This window comes from Chryseobacterium sp. ZHDP1 (assembly GCF_018603435.1).
Lineage (GTDB): Bacteria > Bacteroidota > Bacteroidia > Flavobacteriales > Weeksellaceae > Chryseobacterium > Chryseobacterium indicum.
This window is the reverse complement of sequence record NZ_CP075682.1, coordinates 2,731,643-2,753,465: the sequence shown is the minus strand read 5'-3', so window position 1 is coordinate 2,753,465 and position 21,823 is coordinate 2,731,643. Positions and strand designations below refer to the sequence as shown.

At 37.1% G+C, this 21,823-nt stretch carries 16 protein-coding genes and 1 riboswitch; of the genes, 12 read left to right on the top strand and 4 right to left on the bottom strand.

The features are described 5' to 3' along the window. Positions 1 to 5: 5 nt before the first annotated feature. The 3 genes from KKI44_RS12430 to KKI44_RS12420 all read left to right on the top strand — a co-directional run bounded on the left by KKI44_RS12430 (position 6) and on the right by KKI44_RS12420 (position 2,786). Positions 6 to 782 (top strand): thiazole synthase, encoded by a 777-nt coding sequence (locus tag KKI44_RS12430; protein WP_214587563.1) that lies wholly within the window; start codon positions 6 to 8, stop codon positions 780 to 782. An 11-nt stretch (positions 783 to 793) separates the two neighbouring features. Further along, positions 794 to 1,912 carry a 2-iminoacetate synthase ThiH gene (thiH, locus tag KKI44_RS12425; protein WP_214587562.1) on the top strand — a complete coding sequence of 373 codons (1,119 nt, stop codon included), beginning with the start codon at positions 794 to 796 and terminating at the stop codon, positions 1,910 to 1,912. A gap of 163 nt (positions 1,913 to 2,075) precedes the next feature. Next, entirely contained in the window at positions 2,076 to 2,786 is a 711-nt protein-coding gene (locus tag KKI44_RS12420) for a HesA/MoeB/ThiF family protein (protein WP_214587561.1), read from the top strand. Between the two features lie 326 nt (positions 2,787 to 3,112). Here the strand turns inward: KKI44_RS12420 and KKI44_RS12415 are convergent, their stop codons facing one another. The 4 genes from KKI44_RS12415 to KKI44_RS12400 form a co-directional block, all read right to left on the bottom strand. Continuing rightward, entirely contained in the window at positions 3,113 to 5,332 is a 2,220-nt protein-coding gene (locus tag KKI44_RS12415) for an outer membrane beta-barrel protein (RefSeq protein WP_214587560.1), read from the bottom strand. A gap of 67 nt (positions 5,333 to 5,399) precedes the next feature. After that, positions 5,400 to 5,894 (bottom strand): hypothetical protein, encoded by a 495-nt coding sequence (locus tag KKI44_RS12410; RefSeq protein WP_214587559.1) that lies wholly within the window; start codon positions 5,892 to 5,894, stop codon positions 5,400 to 5,402. 111 nt (positions 5,895 to 6,005) lie between these two features. After that, complete coding sequence (locus KKI44_RS12405; protein ID WP_214587558.1) at positions 6,006 to 8,276, bottom strand: aconitate hydratase; 2,271 nt, start codon at positions 8,274 to 8,276, stop codon at positions 6,006 to 6,008. A 313-nt stretch (positions 8,277 to 8,589) separates the two neighbouring features. Next, positions 8,590 to 11,373, bottom strand: coding sequence for a bifunctional aconitate hydratase 2/2-methylisocitrate dehydratase (locus tag KKI44_RS12400; RefSeq protein WP_214587557.1), 2,784 nt, complete (start codon positions 11,371 to 11,373; stop codon positions 8,590 to 8,592). 304 nt (positions 11,374 to 11,677) lie between these two features. On the opposite strand from KKI44_RS12400, the gene KKI44_RS12395 reads away from it, so the two are divergent. The 9 genes from KKI44_RS12395 (at position 11,678) to KKI44_RS12355 (ending at position 21,536) form a co-directional block, all read left to right on the top strand. Then, positions 11,678 to 12,448, top strand: coding sequence for a WG repeat-containing protein (locus KKI44_RS12395; RefSeq protein ID WP_214587556.1), 771 nt, complete (start codon positions 11,678 to 11,680; stop codon positions 12,446 to 12,448). A gap of 127 nt (positions 12,449 to 12,575) precedes the next feature. Further along, positions 12,576 to 12,664: riboswitch (TPP riboswitch) on the top strand. Positions 12,665 to 12,768: 104 nt separating this feature from the next. Continuing rightward, complete coding sequence (locus KKI44_RS12390; protein ID WP_214587555.1) at positions 12,769 to 14,886, top strand: TonB-dependent receptor; 2,118 nt, start codon at positions 12,769 to 12,771, stop codon at positions 14,884 to 14,886. Positions 14,887 to 15,133: 247 nt separating this feature from the next. Further along, positions 15,134 to 15,907 (top strand): hypothetical protein, encoded by a 774-nt coding sequence (locus tag KKI44_RS12385; protein ID WP_214587554.1) that lies wholly within the window; start codon positions 15,134 to 15,136, stop codon positions 15,905 to 15,907. Further along, positions 15,895 to 16,416, top strand: coding sequence for an acyl-CoA thioesterase (locus KKI44_RS12380; RefSeq protein ID WP_214587553.1), 522 nt, complete (start codon positions 15,895 to 15,897; stop codon positions 16,414 to 16,416). The genes KKI44_RS12385 and KKI44_RS12380 overlap by 13 nt, the downstream gene beginning before the upstream one ends. Before the next feature lie 103 nt (positions 16,417 to 16,519). Then, entirely contained in the window at positions 16,520 to 16,912 is a 393-nt protein-coding gene (locus KKI44_RS12375) for a GxxExxY protein (protein ID WP_317195181.1), read from the top strand. 47 nt (positions 16,913 to 16,959) lie between these two features. Next, the gene (locus KKI44_RS12370; RefSeq protein ID WP_214587552.1) at positions 16,960 to 17,889 is read left to right on the top strand and encodes a 2-hydroxyacid dehydrogenase; all 930 of its coding nucleotides are present in this window, start codon (positions 16,960 to 16,962) and stop codon (positions 17,887 to 17,889) included. Between the two features lie 152 nt (positions 17,890 to 18,041). Further along, positions 18,042 to 19,304, top strand: a complete 1,263-nt coding sequence (locus KKI44_RS12365; protein ID WP_214587551.1) for a serine hydrolase domain-containing protein — start codon at positions 18,042 to 18,044, stop codon at positions 19,302 to 19,304. A gap of 25 nt (positions 19,305 to 19,329) precedes the next feature. Continuing rightward, a complete protein-coding gene (locus tag KKI44_RS12360; RefSeq protein WP_214587550.1) occupies positions 19,330 to 21,075 on the top strand; it encodes an Ig-like domain-containing domain in 1,746 nt (581 codons plus the stop codon). 2 nt (positions 21,076 to 21,077) lie between these two features. Continuing rightward, the gene (locus KKI44_RS12355; protein WP_214587549.1) at positions 21,078 to 21,536 is read left to right on the top strand and encodes a heme-binding domain-containing protein; all 459 of its coding nucleotides are present in this window, start codon (positions 21,078 to 21,080) and stop codon (positions 21,534 to 21,536) included. The last annotated feature ends 287 nt before the right edge of the window (positions 21,537 to 21,823 follow it).

Sequence of the window (21,823 nt, the reverse complement as noted above, 5' to 3'; positions counted from 1 at the left end):
TAAATATGAAAAATCAACCTTTAAAAATAGCCGACAGAATATTTGAATCGAGATTATTCTTAGGAACAGGAAAATTCGGAAGCCTGTCGGAAATGACTAATTCTATCATCGCTTCTGAAAGCGAATTGGTAACCATGGCTTTGAAAAGAATCGATGCTCATTCTTCGGAAGACGATATTTTAAGCGCATTAAAACCTACAAAATCTCACCTTTTACCCAATACTTCAGGAGCGAGGGCTGCCAAAGAAGCTGTTTTAGCGGCACAGTTGGCAAGAGAAGCACTGGAAACCAACTGGGTGAAACTGGAAATTCATCCCGATCCGAAATATCTGTTACCCGATCCTGTTGAAACATTGTACGCTACAGAGGAACTGGCAAAATTAGGATTTGTTGTGATGCCATACATTCATGCAGATCCTGTTCTGTGCAAACGTCTCGAAGATGCAGGAACAGCCGTTGTCATGCCTTTAGGAGCCCCGATAGGAACCAATAAAGGATTAAAAACACTGGATTTTCTGGAAATTATTATCGCTCAAAGCAATGTTCCGGTTGTGGTAGATGCGGGAATTGGTGCACCTTCCGACGCGGCAAAAGCAATGGAAATGGGAGCCGATGCGGTTTTGGTAAACACAGCCATTGCGGTGGCGAAGAATCCTGTAAATATGGCATTGGCTTTTAAAGAAGGAGTGATTTCAGGAAGAAGAGCTTTTGAATCCGGTTTGGGGGCAATTTCACATCATGCAGAAGCTTCAAGTCCACTGACTTCTTTTTTGTTTGATTAAAATTAAATGAAATGAAGAGTTTTAAAGATTTTTTTGAAAAATACCAATGGGATGAGGTGAAAACGAAACTTGAAAAAGTAACGTTAACCGATGTTGAAAAAAGTCTTCAGAAAAAGAATAAAACCATCGAGGATTTTTTGAATTTTCTGTCGCCTGTTGCTTCTCAAAAACTGGAAGTGATGGCAAAAATGACTCAACAGCTTACCCAAAAGCGTTTCGGGAAAACCATTCAGTTGTATGCGCCGTTGTATCTTAGTAATGAATGTCAGAATATCTGTACTTACTGCGGTTTCAGTCTGGATAATTCCATTAAAAGAAAAACACTTTCTGATACTGAAATTCTGATTGAAGCCTCCGTTTTAAAATCAATGGGCGTGAATCATGTTTTGCTGGTAAGCGGTGAAGCCAATAAAACGGTCGGAATAGATTATTTTCTAAATGCCATTCAGCTTTTAAAGCCTCATTTTGCGAATATCTCGATTGAAGTTCAGCCTTTATCGGAAGAAGAATACCGACGGCTTCATGAAGCAGGAGTACATGCGGTTTTGGTTTATCAGGAAACCTATCATCAGGATGTTTATAGAGAATATCATCCGAAAGGAAAAAAGTCGAATTTCGACTTCCGACTGGAAACACCCGACAGAATTGGAAAAACCGGAATTCATAAAATAGGGCTCGGTGTTTTATTGGGGCTGGAAGATTGGCGTGTTGACAGTTTTTTCAATGCCTTACACATCGATTATCTCCAAAAGCAATACTGGAAAAGCAGATATTCAGTTTCATTTCCGCGCCTCCGACCTGCGGAAGGAATTATTGAACCGAATTTCATTATGTCCGACAGAGATTTATTACAGCTCATCTGCGCTTACCGAATCTGGAATGAAGATTTGGAGATTTCTATTTCCACAAGGGAAAATGAAAAGTTTAGAAATAACATTATTTCATTAGGTGCAACAGCGATGAGTGCTGCTTCCAAGACCAATCCAGGAGGTTATGCTGTGGATAAAGAGTCGTTGGAGCAATTCGAAACCAGCGACGAAAGAAGTATGGATGAAATCAAAAATATAATTAAAAAATCAGGCTACGATCCGGTAATGAAAGACTGGGATGTGGTTTATAGCGGAACTTAAATTAGAAATTTGAACCATTAAGATTTTATTAAGGAGTTAAGTTTAATTAAGAAAATATTTAAAAATATTTTTTTAGTAATTCAACTTATTTTTATTTGCTTGCAAATACTTAATCTTTCTAAACTCCTTAATAAAATCTTAATGGTTCAAATAAAAATAATCAATGAAAAAAGAAGACATTTTTGCACGATACAGCCGACAGATTTTCATAGAAGAAATCGGATTGGAAGGTCAAAGAAAAATAATGAATTCTAAAGTTTTGGTAATCGGAGCAGGAGGTTTGGGAAGTCCCGTTATTCAATATTTGGCTGCTGCAGGTGTCGGAACTTTGGGTGTCGTGGATTTTGATGAGGTGGAACCCCATAATTTAAACCGACAAATTATTCACAATGAAAAAACGGTCGGAATTTCTAAAGTAAAAAGCGCCGAAATGTTTGTCATAAATCTAAATCATCAAATTAAATTCATCGGAATTGAACAAAAAATAGATGAATCAAACGCAGAAGAATTGATTTTCGGATTTGATATCATTGTTGATGGTTCTGATAATTTTAAAACGAGATATTTAGTTAATGATGTTTGTGTACAACTAAAAAAGCCTTTGGTGTATGGAAGTATTCTCGGCTTTTCGGGGCAGGTCGCGATTTTTAATTATAATGGCAGTAAAAATTTAAGAGATATTTTTCCGGAACCGCCTTTTGATGAACAGCTTCCGGATTGTGACGGTTTGGGCGTTTTAGGTGCTTTACCCGGAATTGTAGGAAGCATGATGGCGAATTTAGCTTTGAAAATTATTACAGATTTACCATTGCCGTTGAATCAGTTAACATTGATTGATACGTTGAACTGGCGTTTTCAGACTGTTGATTTTTAACTTGAACACAAATTGCACAAATGTTTTGCACAAATCGCACAAATATTCTAAGTTTTGGCTAAAGCCTTTCTTTGGAGCGTAAAAAAGCGGACTTTAGTCCGCTCGTATTGAATAAACACTAATGGCACGAATGTTTTTACACAGATCACACAAATTTTCTAAGTTTTGGCTGAAGCTTTTCTTTAGGGCGTAAAAAAGCGGACTAAAGTCCGCTCCTATTGATAAAATAAATACTTATCAGTTTCAATTTTGCTTAATCATTATAAATCAAAATTATTCGTGAAATTTGTGCAAAACATTCGTGCAATTAGTGTTTAGAAAAAAAACTACTGTCCCTGCTGCATCACACCGCCATTTTCATCTTTCTTCGTCTGATTCAGGATGTTTGCATCTTCTTTTGCCAATTTGTTCTTCGTCGGGATTTTGTAATTAACAGACAATCCGAAATTTCTTGAGTCGTATTTCGTTCTCAGCATGACCGTTTCTCCTGAAGGTGGATTGGAGCGAACCTGCATCAATTGTCCGTTGAAAATATCATTGGCAAAAACAGAAACCGTCAAACGATTGTTCATAAATTTCTTCGTCAGCGTAAGATCCACAGAATTGTTGAATGGCTTTTCCGCGGTGAAATAAAAATACCCTGCTTTTGGAGTCAGATAACTGTAATTGGCGGTTAATTTGATCTCCTTCGGTAAAATGATCTGCGTCATCAGATTCAGAATCCAGAATCCTTTATTATTCAGATTGTCAATATCATGCTTCTGATAACCGGCATAAATATACATGAAGTTGATCTTATCCGGATTGAAATTAAACTTCATAATTTCGCTCAATGGTTTGCTGAAAATCATGAAAGGAACCGGTAATCCGACATTGAAATTGTGGATTTTCATTTCAGAAATATTAATCTGCTCGTTGAACAGGTTTTTTCCGTCTTTTCTGATGATCTGTGCAACCTGATTTTTTGCTGAACTTACACTGTATCCGATAAATGCATAATCGAAAGCCGAAATTTTTATTTCATAATTATCAAATATCGTTGGCTGAAGATTCGGGTTTCCCGTTACCTGTGTATTCGGTCCCTGAAATGTGGTGTTGTTCGGGTTTAAGGCGGAAATACTCGGCAAATTTATCTTTTTATTATAATTTGCTGCTACATACACCTGATTCATCAGATTGTACTGAACACTTGCGTTCGGGAACAATTTAAACTTGTTAAAAGGAAGAAGATCTGCCTCAATAAGATTTTTGTTGTTGTAATATCTTGTAACACCGGAAATATCATAATTTTCAGCACGCGTTCCCAAAATAAAATCGAACTTTTTCAGCTTAGCCTGAAACTCCAGATAAGTTGCTGTTGTTTGTCTGGTATATTCTAAATTTGTGATTCCTTTGCTTTCCGTATCAAATTTCTGATGCTCGTACAATCCTCCCAAACTTACTTTTCCACCGTCCAGAATCTTTAAAGGCTGAGAATAATCTACCTTAAAATTGGCGATTTCCATATCCGATTTGTTGTTCAGTTTATTTGAAAAAGGAATTCTTGGACTGTTTTCAACAGGGTTGGTATAAACCACATCTGTAAAAATATTATCCTGAATAAATTTACTGTCGGATTTTGTAAAACCAAACTGGAAGTCCAGCTTCTGAGATTTTTCCGTGAAACGTTTCTGATACGTTACCACAGCTTCCTGTCTCAAATTGTCGGTGTGAGCTGCATCAAAACTGGAAAATTTTCCTTCTCTGATAATATTCGGATTCAGATAATAAGGAAGATCTGCAAGTCCGTTGCTGGAAGTATAATTATCATTGTTATTATGATAAATATCATAATTTAAAAGCAATCTGTCCTGTCCGAGATCAAAAGTAAGCCCGGATTTTGCAAAATATCCTCTTCCCACTCTGTCCGTATTGCTTAACATTAAATTATCCTGATTGCTGTTCAGCATGCTTTCACGGTAATTCTGACCAACATTCAGTTGCCATCCGAAAATTTTATTTCTCGCATTCAGATTCAGAGAGTTGCTTGTTCTGCTTCTGAATTTATCATAATTAGTAAACGAATAATTTCCGGAATACGTTGCCGTTAAATATTTATTCGCATTCTTATTCGTAATAATATTCATGATCGCGCCTCCGGAAGTGGCAGGAAATTCCGCACCGGGCTGTGTGATCACTTCAATTCGGTCTACAGAATTGGCAGGCATTCCTTCAAGAAAAGAATTAAGCTCATTGGAAGTAATGTTCAAAGGTCTTCCATTTAAATAGACATCCAGAACTTTTCCCTGATACATCATTCCTGCTATATCGGTAGAAACCAGTCCGGGAAGTTTTTTGATGCCTTCCAGAACGTTTCCATTATTAAGCTGCGGCTGTTCCGAAAAATCGAAAATCGTACGGTCTGCTTTCTGTTCAACGGCTTTTTTAGTTTTGGTAATGGTTACCCCTTCAATTTGTTTTTCTTTGGTTGTCTGGTTATTCGTTTTTTCCTGGGCAAAAGAAAAGATACTGCCCAAAATTGATAACGCAATAATCGCTTTTTTCATAATGTCTTTCTGGTATTCTATTAGACATCGAAAAAAGTACTTTTGTTACATTTTTATTCTCTTAAATTTAAAATCTATACCCTGCTGAAATAAAGAGGCGGAATAATCCGCCGTACTGATCTCTGTCTGAAGCAGATAAATTTTTAACAATTCCGGCTTCCAGACCAGCTTCCACAAAGATATTTGATAGAAATACATATTTTTCTCCAACTCCGGCTCCGATTCCTAAAGATGATCCCCATTTCTCATTATTTAAAGTCTGACCATTGTCGTCAAGCGGAGAATATTTGTTTCTGTTGTAAATAGCTAATGCTTCAATAAAAAAATCTTTTGCAATACCTTCATTATCCGTGTAAAATCTATAATATGGCATAACCGCATATTTTTCTTTCCATTGATATATAAAGTAACTTCCTATTCCGGCATTGTAATTAATAATTCGCTCATATCCGATATCAATTCTTGATTTAAATATTCCATAGGCATTAATTTTCACTTCGTTGTTTTCCTGAGCGAAAGAGAGTACAGGAAGAAACGATAAAAGCAGTAAAAGTTTTTTCATAGATCAGTTTTACAGTTATTTTTTAAAGCCTAAAAATAAACTAAATCAATATAAAATAAAAAGCAACTTCAATCTGAAGTTGCTTTTTTAATGATTAATTAGATCTAACAATTAATTTTTCTCCTGTTGTTTTATCAGATTTAAAGCAGAACCTGCCTTAAACCAGTCAATTTGCTGATCGTTGTAGGTATGGTTTGCCATCACAATGTCCTTCGTTCCATCTGAATGGATGAATTCTAAAGTCAGTTGTTTTCCCGGAGCAAACTGATCAAGATCTAGGAAATTGATCACATCATCTTCCAGAATTTTATCATAATCTGCTTCATTGGCAAAAGTAATTCCCAACATTCCCTGTTTTTTAAGGTTGGTTTCATGAATTCTCGCAAACGATTTTACCAAAACAGCTTTTACGCCCAAATGTCTTGGTTCCATCGCTGCGTGTTCTCTTGAAGAACCTTCCCCATAGTTTTGGTCTCCCACGACGATGGATGGAATTCCTGCAGCTTTATAATCTCTCTGTACAGCAGGAACTTCTCCGTATTCTCCTGTCAGCTGATTTTTAACTTTATTGGTTTCCATGTTGAATGCATTAACTGCTCCGATCAACATATTATTTGAAATATTATCAAGGTGACCTCTATATTTCAGCCATGGTCCAGCCATAGAAATGTGGTCGGTGGTACATTTTCCGAAAGCCTTTATTAAAAGTCTTGCCCCTGTAATATTTTTGCCGTCCCAAGCCGGAAATTCTTCCAATAACTGAAGTCTGTCTGAAGTTGGGCTTACATTTACCTGAACAGAAGATCCGTCTTCAGAAGGCGCCTGATAACCATTGTCATCTACCGCGAATCCTTTTTCCGGTAATTCAAAACCTTTTGGCTCGTCTAATTTAATCTGCTCTCCCGCTTCGTTGGTTAAAGTATCGGTAATTGGATTAAAATCCAGTCTGCCCGAAATTGCCACAGCCGCTACCATTTCCGGAGAAGCTACGAAAGCATGCGTATTTGGATTTCCGTCTGCTCTTTTCGCAAAGTTTCTGTTGAATGAATGGATGATTGAATTCTTTTCACCTTTTTCAGCACCTTCTCTGTCCCATTGTCCGATACAAGGACCGCAGGCGTTCGTAAAGATTCTTGCATTCTCAAACTTTCTGAACGAATCTAAATATCCGTCTCTTTCTGCGGTAAATTTCACCTGCTCAGAACCCGGATTAATTCCCAGAATTGCTTTCGGTTTTACTCCTTTTTCTACTGCGTCTTCCACGATAGAAGCTGCTCTTGATAAATCTTCGTAGGACGAATTGGTACAGGAGCCAATCAGTGCCCATTCTACTTCTAAAGGCCATCCGTTGGCTTCTGCTTTTGCTCTGAATTCAGAAACAGGCGTTGCCAGATCAGGAGTGAAAGGTCCGTTTAAGTGAGGAGTCAGTTCAGAAAGATTAATTTCAATTAACTGATCAAAATATTGCTCAGGATTTGCATATACTTCAGGATCTCCTGTTAAATGTTCTGCAATCTGATCTGCAGCATCTACAACATCCTGTCTTCCGGTAGACGAAAGATATCTTCTCATGGAATCATCATATCCGAAAGTAGAAGTCGTTGCTCCGATTTCCGCTCCCATATTACAGATCGTTCCTTTTCCTGTCGCAGAAAGAGATTCAGCTCCTTCTCCAAAGTATTCTACGATGCAGCCTGTTCCTCCTTTTACGGTAAGAATTCCTGCTACTTTTAAGATCACGTCTTTTGCGGAAGTCCAGCCGGACATTTTACCGGTTAGTTTTACCCCGATTAATTTCGGCATTTTAAGTTCCCAAGCCATTCCTGCCATTACGTCAACTGCATCTGCACCACCAACTCCGATGGCAACCATTCCTAAACCTCCTGCGTTTACGGTATGGGAGTCTGTTCCGATCATCATTCCTCCAGGGAAAGCGTAGTTTTCCAGTACAACCTGATGGATGATTCCGGCTCCCGGCTTCCAGAAACCGATTCCGTACTTATCACAAACTGAACTCAGGAAATTGAAAACTTCAGAGTTTTTGTTAATTCCCTCCTGCAAATCTTTGTCAGCACCTACTTTTGCCTGAATAAGGTGATCGGCGTGAGCCGTTGAAGGAACAGCCACTTTTGCTTTTCCTGCCTGCATAAACTGGAGCAGCGCCATTTGTGCCGTTGCATCCTGCATTGCCACTCTGTCCGGTGCGAAATCTACGTAAGAATTTCCTCTTTCGTGTGCCTGTGTTGCGTTTCCTTCCCAAAGGTGGGTATAAAGGATTTTTTCTGAAAGGGTAAGAGGTTTTCCCACTACTTTTCTTGCCGCAGCAATTCTTTCCGGGTAACGCTCGTACACTTTTTTGATCATATCAATATCAAAAGTCATATCTGAATTTATTTTTCTTCTGTTTTAATTATTTGCTCTTTGCTATTAAATAAATTAACATCATTAAATTATCAAATTCTATTCCTGTATGCTTTTAAAAAGGATAAAAAATGATAAATAATTCTGAAAATTTCCAACCTTCAAGTTAAGAAAAAATAAAATTTTTGGGATTGATCTAAGTTAAAATAATTTTTGCAAATCTTTAAATGGAAAGATTCTAAATAAAAAATTGAAAGATTCTACATCTTTACGAGTAAAATCTTTCAATTCTATAAATTGTTAAAACAGCCTTTACGGCTTACTTGTAAGCTTTTTAGTGAGCGCTTGTACTTGTAAGTTCTTTAATCGAAGGAACAAAAGTAGTAAGATCAATGCCTTCAACCGCTGTTTTATACTCATCGATGCTTGGAATTCTTCCCATGATCGCAGAAAGTACAACTACCGGAGTTGAAGCTAATAGAGATTCTCCTTTTTTACGTTCAGAATCTTCAACCACTCTTCCCTGGAAAAGACGGGTAGAAGTGGCTAAAACCGTATCTCCTTTTGCTGCTTTTTCCTGATTCCCCATACAAAGGTTACATCCCGGTCTTTCTAGATACATCATGTTTTTATATTCAACACGAGCTTCGCCTTTAGGAGCATTATCGTCAAACTCAAAACCTGAATATTTCTCTAAAAATTCCCAGTCGCCTTCAGCTTTTAATTCATCAATGATGTTATAGGTAGGAGCAGCCACCACAAGCGGAGCTTTAAATTCTACCGTACCGTTTTGTTTTTCAATGTTTTTAAGCATCTGAGAAACAATCTTTAAATCTCCTTTGTGAACCATACAAGATCCGACGAAACCAAGATCTACTTTTTTCTCACCACCGTAATACGTTAAATCTCTGATGGTATCGTGCGTATATCTTTTAGAAACATCTTCGTTGTTTACATCCGGATCGGCGATCATTGGTTCTACAATCGCATCAAGATCTACAACAACTTCAGCGTAATATTTAGCATTGGAATCCGGAGTCAGAGCAGGTTTTTCACCAGATCTGATTTCCTCAATTCTTTTATTAGCCTTGTCAATTAATCCCTGAAGAACCTGATTGTGGTTATCCATTCCTTTATCAATCATGATCTGGATTCTGCTTTTTGCAATTTCCAGAGACTCGATTAAAGTAGCATCTTCAGAAATATTAATGGAAGCTTTTGCTTTCATTTCAGCCGTCCAGTCTGTGAAGGTAAATGCCTGATCGGCAGGAAGTGTTCCGATGTGAACCTCAATAATTCTTCCCTGGAACACGTTTTCTCCTCCGAACTGTTTCAACATCTGAGCCTGAGTTGCATGAACCACATCACGGAAATCCATGTGTTCTTTCATTGTTCCTTTGAATGTTACTTTTACAGATTCCGGAATTGGCATTGATGCTTCTCCTGTCGCCAAAGCAAGGGCAACAGTTCCTGAATCTGCTCCGAAAGCAACTCCTTTAGACATTCTCGTGTGAGAATCTCCTCCGATGATGATTGCCCATTCGTCTACAGTAATATCGTTAAGAACTTTGTGGATAACGTCTGTCATCGCATGATATTCACCTTTCGGGTCACGTGCAGTGATCAAACCGAATTCGTTCATGAATTTCATTAATTTAGGAATATTAGCCTGTGCTTTTTTATCCCAAACTGAAGCGGTGTGACATCCGGACTGGTAAGCTCCGTCTACTACCGGAGAAATTACCGTTGCAGCCATAGATTCCAGTTCCTGAGCCGTCATTAAACCTGTAGTATCCTGAGAACCTACGATGTTTACTTTCACACGTACATCGGATCCTGCGTGTAAGATTTTACCTGGAGTTTTTCCTACTGCATTTCTGTTGAAGATTTTTTCAACCGCAGTAAGCCCCTGTCCTTCGTGAGAAATTTCTTTAGAAGGTGCAAAAACTACCGGAGCTTCGATGCCTAAAACTTCAGCAGCGAATGTCTGTAATTTTTTACCGAACACGATGGCGTAAGATCCACCCGCTTTAATGAATTCCATTTTCTGCGGTGTGAAAGATTTTGTAAGATCAATAAGTTCCTGATCTCCGTTGTATAATTTTTTCTCTTTGGTATTGATGGTTAAAACCGTTCCTGTTGCAACAGAATAAGTCTGCTCAAGAATAGGTTCGCCTTCTTCGTTAAGAACAGCGTTTCCGTTTTCGTCTACTTTCTTTACCCAGTTTTTAAGATCGATTCCGATACCTCCGGTTACGTCTACTGTTGTAAGGAAGATAGGAGAGATGCCGTTTGTTCCTCCAACAATAGGAGCAATATTTACGAAAGGAATATAAGGACTTGCCTGTTTTCCTGTCCAGAGTGCAACGTTGTTTACACCGGACATACGCGAAGAACCAACTCCCATTGTTCCTTTTTCTGCGATAAGCATTACGCTAGCATCCGGATGTTTTGCCTGTAACGCTTTGATTTCTTCCTGCGCCTGAGGCGTAATCATGCATTTACCGTGTAATTCGCGGTCTGATCTTGAGTGTGCCTGATTACCCGGAGAAAGTAAATCGGTAGAAATATCTCCTTCCCCTGCGATGAAAGTAACTACTTTAATTTCTTCAGCAACTTCAGGAAGTTTTGTGAAGAATTCTGCTTTTGCATAGCTTTCCAGAATTTCTTTTGCAATTTCGTTCCCGATATTGAAGGCTTCCTTCAGACGGGTAGTATCTGCTTCATAAAGGAAAACCTGCGTTTTCAATACTTCTGCAGCCTGTCTTGCGATATTTTCGTTGTTTCCTAAAGCCAGATCCAGCAATACTTCGATAGATTTTCCACCTTTCATGTGGGATAACAATTCGAAAGCAAAAACCGGAGAGATTTCTTCTACTACAGATTCACCAAGAATAATTTCTTTTAAAAATTTAGCTTTTACACCGGCTGCACTCGTGGTTCCGGGTAAGGTGTTGTAAATAAAAAATTTAAGAGAATCAGCCCTGTATTCGTTTGCTGTATCTTTAATCTGCGCGATGATCTCGCTTAATAATTCTGCACTGTCAATCGGCTTTGGATGAAGCCCCTGAGTTTTTCTTTCTTCAATCTCTTGGATGTAATCCTGATAAATATTCATAATAATAGAAATCTTTTCAATCTTAATCGGATGATAATCAATCTTAATCAAAGGAAGATTATCATCGTGTGTTTTCCGGCAGAATTATTATTTTTTGTTTATTTGATCTAAGCAAGAAGCTGAAATTTTTAGATAGTATATTAAAAATGACTTCTTTAAGACGTCTGTCATAATAAACGCCTGAAAACGTGCCCAAATTTACGGAATTTTACAATTTTTTCAAGTTTAAATTATTTAGATTCTTTATAAATATGTATTTTATATTTTCTATTTTTGGCGATATTTTTGCAAACAATTGATGATTATGAAAAATGTAGCTTCGGTTTTATTCCTTTTTATTTCGGTTTTTGTTTTTTCTCAGGCTAAAACAGTGAAGAAATTGCCTTCGAAGACAGGTTCTAAAACTGCGGTTAAAAAATCATCAGAAAAGGCAAAGCTTAATAGTGATCTTCCAATCATCACCGAAGAGCTTCCGCTGTTAATTCCGAAAAAACAGGACGGCAAATTCGGATATGTGAACCAGAAAGGAAAATTTATCATTCAGCCGGAATATCACATTGCGGTATTTTTCTACGAAGACTGTAATCTTCTGAACTCTCCTAATGTAAAACTCAGAAAATTCGGGACTGCGGATTATGCGACAGTAGAGAAAGATGAAATTTCTTACCGGGTAGACAGAACAGGCAAAAGGGTGTATCAGTATAAACAGTCCGATTTGGCAAAATGTCCTCACAAAGAATATGTTCAGCAGCTTTTTCAGGTGTATACGATGAATGGTTTTTTCGGAATCATCGAAAAAGCGACGTTTGAAAATCCATATGACTACAAACAGTTTAAAATTTATCCTCAATACGACTATCTTTTTATTTTAGAAGGTGATGATGTTGCCAATCCCATGATTATTGCTTCAAAAAATAATATTTTCGGAGTCGTGGATGTGAATGGTAAGGTGATTATTCCGTTTGAATATTCTGATATTAAACGAAATTTTAGCTGGAAGCTTGGTAAAATGTTCGAGGTTTCAAAAGACAGTAAGAATTATTATTATGTAGATTCGCAGAACAGGACCTATTAGATTTAAACATGAATTTCAAGAATCTTTCTCCAATAGCGCAAGTTTCTAATTAAATGATTTTAGTGAGTAAAAATAGACTGAAAAACGTAATTTTCCAGAGTTGGTAAATTTTTCGTAATTTCGCGGCTGAAATAAAGGGGTGCTGTAGCAAGCTGAGATTATACCCAATGAACCTGGAACGGGTAATGCCGTTTAGGGAAATTAAAAATGAGCAATAGGTAATGAGCGATGAGTAATCTTCATCATATTACTTATTACCGATTACTAATTACTCATCATAATCCGCCCCTTTTATTCATTAAATTTTAAAGATTTATAGAATGAAAGGATTATTTTTTTTAGGGCTTACCGTTGGCTCTTTCGCTTTTTTACAGGCGCAGAATTCCGATTCCCTGAAAGTAAGGGAAATTGAAGCCGTTAATTTTACCAAAAGACTTCCTGTTGCCAAAGAAATCATCAATGTTCAGAAAGATTTGGACAGCAGGAATTTAGGACAGGATCTCCCGATTTTACTGAAAAATCAGACTTCCATCATTTCAACTTCAGATGCCGGAAACGGAGTGGGGTATACAGGATTCCGGATTCGTGGTGTTGCGGGAAGCGCCATCAATGTCATGATGAACGGCGTTCCGTACAACGATTCCGAAAGTCAGGGGACATTTTTCGTGAATGTTCCGGATCTTACGAGTTCGGCGTCACAGATTTTAATTCAGAGAGGGGTGGGAACTTCCAATAATGGTTCTGCGGCTTTTGGAGCAAGCATCAATGTACTTTCCAAAGATCCTGAAGAGAAGTTTTATTTTAAAACAGACGACAGTTACGGATCTTTCAACACCTATAAATACTCTGCGGAAATAGGTTCCGGAAAATTCTTGGGAAACCGTCTTTCTGTAATGGGAAGATATACCCACATCAATTCTGACGGATATATAGACCGTGCTTTTTCAAAATTAAATTCTTACAATCTGACCGCTTTGTATGAGGAAGGAAATACAAGAATTCGTTTGATGGCTTTCGGAGGAAAAGAAAAAACGTATCAGGCGTGGAACGGAATCGATAGGAAAACATGGGAAACCGATCCTAAATTTAATTATTCGGGAGCGATTTACGACTCAAATTGGGAAAATATTGTCGGATTTTATGATAATGAAACGGATAATTACAGACAGAACCATTATCAGTTGCTTTGGGAACAGAAATTCAATGAAAGATGGAATCTGGAAACAACGGTACATTACACCAAAGGAAAAGGATATTATGAAAACTATAAGCAGGACGCTAAATTTTCGAAATATAATCTTCCTAACTTCATCAACGGTTCTCAAACCTTGACGAGAACAGATTTTATCAGAAAAAAATGGCTGGATAACGATTTCTACGGAGTTGTTTCTACGCTTTACGGAAAATTGGGAACAGTTGATGTGAACTTCGGAGCCGTTGCCAATCAATACTACGGAAGACATTTCGGCAATGTAACGGGCGTTTTTCTTCCCCAGATTGATGAGCATGAATATTACAGAAACCGCTCTGTGAAAAACGAAGTTTCAGGTTTTGCCAAAGCACTGGTAAGAATGAATGATTTTGAATTTTTCGGAGACCTGCAATTGAGAAATGTAGATTATGATACAAAAATCATCACGGCAGGAGATGGAGAAGGCGCTGATTTAAATAAAAACTGGCTGTTCTTTAATCCAAAAGCGGGGATCAATTATAAAATTTCAGCAGGAAAAATTTTCGTTTCCTATGCACATGCGCACCGCGAACCGAACAGAGATGATCTGTTGGCAAATAATGAAGTAAAGGCTGAAAAGCTTCACGATTTCGAAGCCGGAGTAGAAAAGCAGTTCGGGAAAGTGTCTTTTACCGCAAACTTATATTATATGTATTACGTGAATCAGTTGGTTTTAAATGGCGAACTGAATAATGTGGGTGCTTTCATCAGAACGAATTCCGGAAAAAGCTACCGAAGCGGAATTGAGCTTGGAGCTTTGGCAAAGCTTTCCAAACAGTGGGAACTTTCCGGAAATGTGAGTTTCAGCAACAACAGGAATTTAGATTTTAAAGTAGAAACAGAAACAGGCGTTAAAGATCTCGGAAATACACATATTTCTTTTTCTCCGGATGTGATTGCCAATTTAGGTTTGAAATTCAATCCGACACAGAATTTCCAGTTTGCATTAATAAATCAGTATGTCGGAAAACAATATCTGGATAATTCGCAAGATGAAAATTTACAGCTTAAAGATTATTTTTTAACCGATTTTAATGCGCAGTACCAGTTTAAAATTAAAAATAACGAGATTGCCCTGAAGCTTTTGGTGAATAATTTATTCAATAAAAAGTATGTGAACAACGGAGCAGTTTATGACGGCTCTCCATATTATTTTTCTCAGGCAGGAACGAATTTTATGTTTGGGATCAGCTGGAAAATTCAGTAAATATTCAGGCTATATTTAAGATTAACTATAGAATGTAAAGTTAGATTTAAGACTGCTTCGGCAGTCTTTTTTGTTGTTTTTCAGTTTTAAAATCAATAGGAACGGAATTTGGCGTGTTTTCAAAATTAAATTCTGTAAAATTGGTTTCATCCCAAAATATAATTCATATATCTAATAATTTTAAACATAAATTCATCATCAATAAATCTCTCAAAAAGTCGTGAAAAAGTCATAAATTTGCTGCCAAATGAATATTTCAGCTTACATTTTAGAATATTTGAAACAATTCGGGACCGTTATTGTTCCGGATTTTGGCGTTTTTTCTTTGGAAAATTCCAAAGCCATTATCAATTCCGAAAATGGGAGCATTCTTCCTCCTGCAAGCAAAATCGTTTACAGTTCCGATTATGAGGCGAAATCTGATGATTTGGCATCTTTTATTGCGGGGCAGAAACAGATGACTTTGGAAGCTTCAAAAACAGATCTTCAGATTCAGACCGATTTTTGGAAGAAAAAACTGCAGGCAGATCAGACACTTGAAATTCAGGGTTTAGGAGTCCTTTTTGTAGAAGACGGCAAAACACATTTTAAAGGAAACAGACTGCAATCGGATCATCCGGATTTTTATGGTCTTGAAGAAATTAAGATTTCCGATATTAGCAATAAAAACATTCCGTTAGCAACTTCTCTGAATACTGAGAAAGATTATCAGTTTAATAAATCTATTCTTTGGGCTTTTCTGGTTATCATCCCGATTTTAGGAATCGTATACGTAGCATACACGCAGCAGGAACTTCTTTTCGGAGAGAAATCTTTTGACAAAGCCAATATCTCTGTACAGACAAAAACACACAGAATTCAGGATACTGTAAAAGCTCAGCCAAAAATAACTCCGGTTCCGGTTGCAGATTCTTTAAAGAAAGATTCTGTAGCACCGAAAACCATTCAGCCCGCAGTGAAAAATGCGGCAAAAGTTCCGGCAACTCAAAACAACACTAAGACAACGAAATGGCAAAAATAAAAAAGGCGTCAGAATCTCTGACGGTGATGACGAATATTGTACTTCCGAATGACACCAACCAATTGAGAAACCTTTTCGGAGGAGAATTATTGGCAAGAATGGATCGATGTGCTTCGATTTCCGCAACAAGACATTGCGAAAGAAGAGTCGTAACGGCATCCGTAAATCACGTTTCATTCGATCATCCGATTCCGGAAGGAGGAATTGTTGTGATGGAATCCAAAGTTTCCAGAGCTTTTTCCACCTCAATGGAAATCTATGTAGATGTTTGGCTGGATGATCCGATCAATCATAAAAAAATTCAGACCAACAAAGGAATTTATACCTTCGTTGCGGTAGATGAGTTCAACAGACCGATCCCGATTCCAGATATGGAACCTGAAACAGATCTTGAAAAAGAACGATATGCAGCAGCACTGAGAAGAAAAGAACTTTCCCTGATTCTTTCCGGAAGAATGAAACCTTCTGAATCTATTGAACTTAAAAAGCTTTTTCAGGAGCCGAGCTGATTAAACACAAATAACACAAATGTTTACACAAATTTCCGCAAGTAATTTTATTTTGTAATTACATTTAAAAAGAAATTTGTGTTTTAGATTATTATAACACAAGATGAAAAATGATATTTCTGAAAATGAAATCTCGAAAATAGTTTATGAGTCCGGTTATTTAGTTCATAAAGTTTTAGGACCCGGATTGCTGGAGAGTGCTTATGAGGAATGTATGCTCTATGAACTTCAAAAGCAGGGACTTTTTGTTGAAAAACAAAAACCAATGCCTTTGATTTATGAAGATGTGAAATTAGATGTAGGTTACAGGCTCGATTTATTTATTGAAAATAAATTTATAATAGAAATAAAATCCGTTGAGTTACTGAATGATGTGCATTTAGCTCAGATTCTTACCTATCTTCGATTGAGCAATTCCAAACTTGGAATGTTGATTAATTTTAATACCCATCAGTTTAAAGATGGTGTAAAAAGAGTAATTAACGGCAAATTATAGTTTAGTGCCATTTGTGCAACAATATTAGTGTCATTAGTGTTAAAAAAATGAGAATTTTACTCCTCGATAAAAACCATCCCTTAATTACCGAACAGCTTTTAGCTAAAAACTTTATTCTGGAAGAAGATTTCAGCTCTTCTTATGATGAGGTTTGTGCTAAAATTGAACAATATGACGGAATTATCATCCGAAGCAGAATTCCTTTGGATAAGAATTTTTTAGAAAAAGCTAAAAATCTGAAATTCATTGCAAGAGTAGGAGCAGGAATGGAAAATATAGACATTCCGATGGCTGAAAAACTGGGAATTCAACTAATCAATTCTCCGGAAGGAAACAGGGATTCTGTGGCAGAACACGTTGTCGGGATGTTGCTGATTTTAATGAACCGGCTTTTTATCGCTTCTCAGGAAGTGAAAAACGGCATCTGGCTTCGTGAAGAAAACAGAGGCGACGAACTGTTGGGAAAAACAGTGGGACTTATCGGTTATGGAAATATGGGAAAAGCCACAGCAAAAAGACTTTCAGGTTTTGGCTGCACCGTGATTTTTCATGATATTCTTCCTGATCTTTCGGATGAATTTGCAACACAGGTTTCTTTGGAAGAATTAAAGGAAAGAGCCGAAGTTGTAAGCTTACACATTCCATTAACAGAACAGACGTATTATCTGGTGGACGGTTTGTTTATCTCTGAGATGAAAAACAATTTCTATTTTGTAAACACAGCAAGAGGAAAGAATATTGAAACGAAAAGTTTAGTTGAGGCATTAAAAGCGGGTAAAATAAAAGGTGCCTGTCTTGATGTTCTGGAATACGAAAAATCTTCTTTCGAAAATCTGGAAACAAAAAATGAAGACCTTCAATACCTTCTGGAATCCGACAAAGTAATTGTTACTCCGCATATTGCAGGATGGACGGTTCAGAGCAAGGAAAAACTGGCGCAGGTGATTGTCGATAAAATTGTGGCACAGTTTGCTTAGCCTTGAAATTCAGTAAGATTAGAAATAAATTTTGACGATACTATTTTATGAATTATTTTTCATTTTTATTTATGTTAAATAATTCATAATTTCCATTCAGGAGATACGAATTATTTCGAGTTTTATTAAATTGCCGCTCATTTTCGAAACTCATGACGAAGCGTAATTTTATCCTTGTACTATCTGCCTTTTTATTTCTTTTTTCCTGCAAAAAAAAATCTGAAAATCAGGACAGTGTCACTGAAAGCACGACCAATCTTCCCAATTACGGAAATGTAGATGTAAACAAAGTTTTTACGCCCGCGGAAAATCAGGTTGCCAATAAGGCTTCACTGGCAAATTATATCAACAGCTATTATCAGAAAGTTTGGGAAAACGGTGATCTGAGCGGGGGAATTTTAGTCGCGAAAGGAGATAATATTATTTACGAAAATTACAGAGGCTTTGCCAGAGAAGGAAATCAGAACCCGATTGATAAAAATACACCGCTTCATGTGGCTTCCGTTTCAAAAACGTTGACCGCAATGGCAATGCTGAAGCTCGTTGAAGCAGGAAAAGTGAACTTATCCGATCATCTTACCCAATATTTTCCGGGTTTTCCTTATCCGAATGTTACCGTTAAAACGTTACTCGACCAAAGAAGCGGACTTCCGAAATACGAATACTTCATCACTAAAATTCAGCCGGCTCCCGCAGAACTTTCAAAAACGTTCCTTACCAATGAGGATATTTTGAATATGATCATTAAATATAAACCGGATCTGGCAAGAGAAACAGATACCGGATTTATGTACTGCAACACGAATTTTGCCATGTTGGCTTTAATTATTGAAAAAGTAACGAAAGTTCCTTTTCCTCAGGCGATGAAAGAAATGGTTTTTGATCCTCTGAAAATGAAAAACTCCTATATTTTTCAGGAAAAAGATATTCCTACGGCGTCACAGTCTTTTTATTACGGAGGAAATAAACTGTATCCTTTAGACAGGCTGGATTTAATTTACGGAGATAAAAATGTATATACCACACCGCGAGATTTATACAGTTTTTCAAAAGCAATGTTTTCGAAGGATTTTTTAAAGCCTGAATTGATGCAGCAGGTTTTCACGCCTTACAGCAATGAAAAATTCGGAATGAATAATTACGGTTTCGGCTTCAGGATGAAAATTTTTGATAACGGAGAAAAACTGACGTATCACAACGGTTGGTGGCACGGAACGAATTCCGTTTTTGCGCATCTTCTGAAATCTAAAGTTACCATTATTGCTATCGGTAATAAATATTCCAACAGAGTGTATACCGCTTTGGCTTTGTCTGGATTGTTTGAAGATTTTCCGCCTCAGAAAGATAAGCTTCACAGCGTAATGAGCGATGATCGCGATACATTGAAAGGTCATAGTGAAGTTTATGGAGAATAATGTTTATTTTTGCGTAAACATCTTCATGAAAAGAATTCTTTTTTTATTGGTTTTCGCTTTTCTTTTGCAGTCTTGTGCAAGAGTAGGTTCTCCTGTCGGGGGCGCAAAAGATTCCTTGGCTCCGAAATTTTTAAGCTCAAATATAGATTCTTCAAGAGTAAATGTGCCGAGAGATATAAAGCAGCTAAGAATAGATTTTGACGAATACATTACGTTAAAAGACATCAACAAAAACCTGAATATTTCTCCGCCGATTAAAAATATCACCAGAATTGTTCCTTCCAATATTGCCAACAAGTTTATCCTGATCCAGTGGAAAGACACTTTACAGGCGAATACAACGTACAATTTTAATTTCGGAAATTCTATTGCAGATAATAATGAAGCCAATATTCTGAGATATTACAATTTCGCGTTTTCTACCGGAGACAAGCTTGATGATCTTTATGTAAGCGGGGATGTAAGAGATGCTTTATCCATTAAAAAAGCCAGTGAAAATAAATTTGTTGTAGGATTGTATCAGGTAAAAGACACTATCAATTACAGACAGAAACCTTACTACATTACGAAAGTTGATGATGATGGCTATTTTGAGCTGAATTATCTTGCTGCCGGAAAATATAAAATCATCGCGTTTGAAGATGAAAACGGAAATTCCATGTACGATCCGGGGAAAGAAAAAGTAGGCTTTCAGAAAGATCCTGTTGTCGTAGAAAAATCGGTTTCAGGATTAAATCTGAAATTATATCCGTCTAAAAAGCCGGTGAAATACCTTGAAATGAAAGAGGCTCCGGGAGGAGTTGTGATGACTTTTGAAGGAAAACCGAATGAAGTTACCGTAAAACCTTTAAACGAAAAAATAAAGGATTACAAAGTAACCCACGCTCCGAAGTCCGATTCCGTAAGAATCTGGTTTGATGCCGTAAAAAGTGAGGTAGGACAGACTACAAACGAGAATTTAAAGTTCGGGTACAATGCAGGAATAGGAAAGAAAGACAGCCTTTACAACGCCTCGTTGTTTTACAGATACAATGCGAAAAACGCAATGGATATCAACAGTGATAACGGCGGTGCCTTGCTTCCTCCGAAAGAAGACTTTAAAATCCTTTCCAATTATTATGTAGATAAAATAAACACCGATAAATGGATTTTCAGAGTTGCAGGAGATTCGCTGAACACTGTTCCTTTTACCGCAAAAATTTCAGAGAAAAATCCGTATCAGATTTTGGTGAAAGCAGATTTTATTTCAGGTAAAAAATATCAGCTTACCATTCCGAAAGAAACCGTTTCATCATTTTTTGCTAAAAATTATCAGTCGAAACGTTTCGATTTTGAAGCTGATAAAGTCGAGAATTTCGGAAGCTTAAAATTTATTCTTCAGAATGCTCCGAAATCAAGCTACTGGCTGCAGCTCTTGGACAGTTCAGATAAAGTGTTGTTTCAGAAATATACCAAAGGAAGCGAGGTTAAATTTGATATCCTAAAACCCGGAGAATACATTGTAAGGATTTTAGTGGATAACAACGGAAACGGCTTTTGGGACGAAGCAGATTTCCAGAACGAAACTTTTGCAGAAGATTCCTACATTTACTACAAAACAGCCATCGTAAGACCGCTTTGGGACAGCAACGAAAACTGGGATCTTAAAGATACAAGAGTTCTGGATCCGTCAAAAATCAGTACACCGAAAGCAGAGCCGAAATCTCAGCCTAAAGATGCTAATAAGCTTGATCTGAAAGGAAATGATGCTTTGGTAACGCCTTCAAGATAAATATGAAAACATTTAAGAAAATATTTTTCTGGACTTTGCTGGGATTTGCTTTAATTCAGTTTATTTCAACAGATAAAGTAAATCCTCCGGTGGATCACAAAGTTAATTTTGTGGATGTTAAAAAAACGCCTGCAAAAATTCAGGGATTGCTGAAAGGAGCGTGTTACGATTGTCATTCCAACGAAACGGTTTATCCTAAATATGCTTATATTGCGCCAATTTCATGGTCTGTGAAAAGTCACATCAACGAAGGACGTGAACATCTTAATTTTTCAATTTGGGATACATATAATAAAGATTTAAAGCAGAGCATGCTGAGTAAGTCGATCCAGACTATTCAGAATAAAACCATGCCGATGCCGGGTTATATTGTTTATCACAAGGAAGCTAATCTCTCCGATGCAGAAAGAGCTTTACTCATTCAGTATTTTGATCAGATGCTGAAATCCAAAACCTATTAATCATCTTAAGTTTGATATAAGAATTTAAAAAGATGAACAGTTTAACTATTTGATTTTCAAAGTTCTTGCCTATTCATGCGATCAATCGTTTTTGTATTGCTTGGATAAGCGAAGCAGCATTGTTTATCTTAAAAGCATTTCAGAGAATACTTCTCCGTTTTCCTTTGCGATAAAATAATCAGATTTTGAAAATCAACTTAAGAATCTTTAATTTAACCTGAGTTTGGGATAAGTCTTATTAAACGCAAGGTTAAACAAAGAGATTCAATTATCAAGAATTCAGTTTT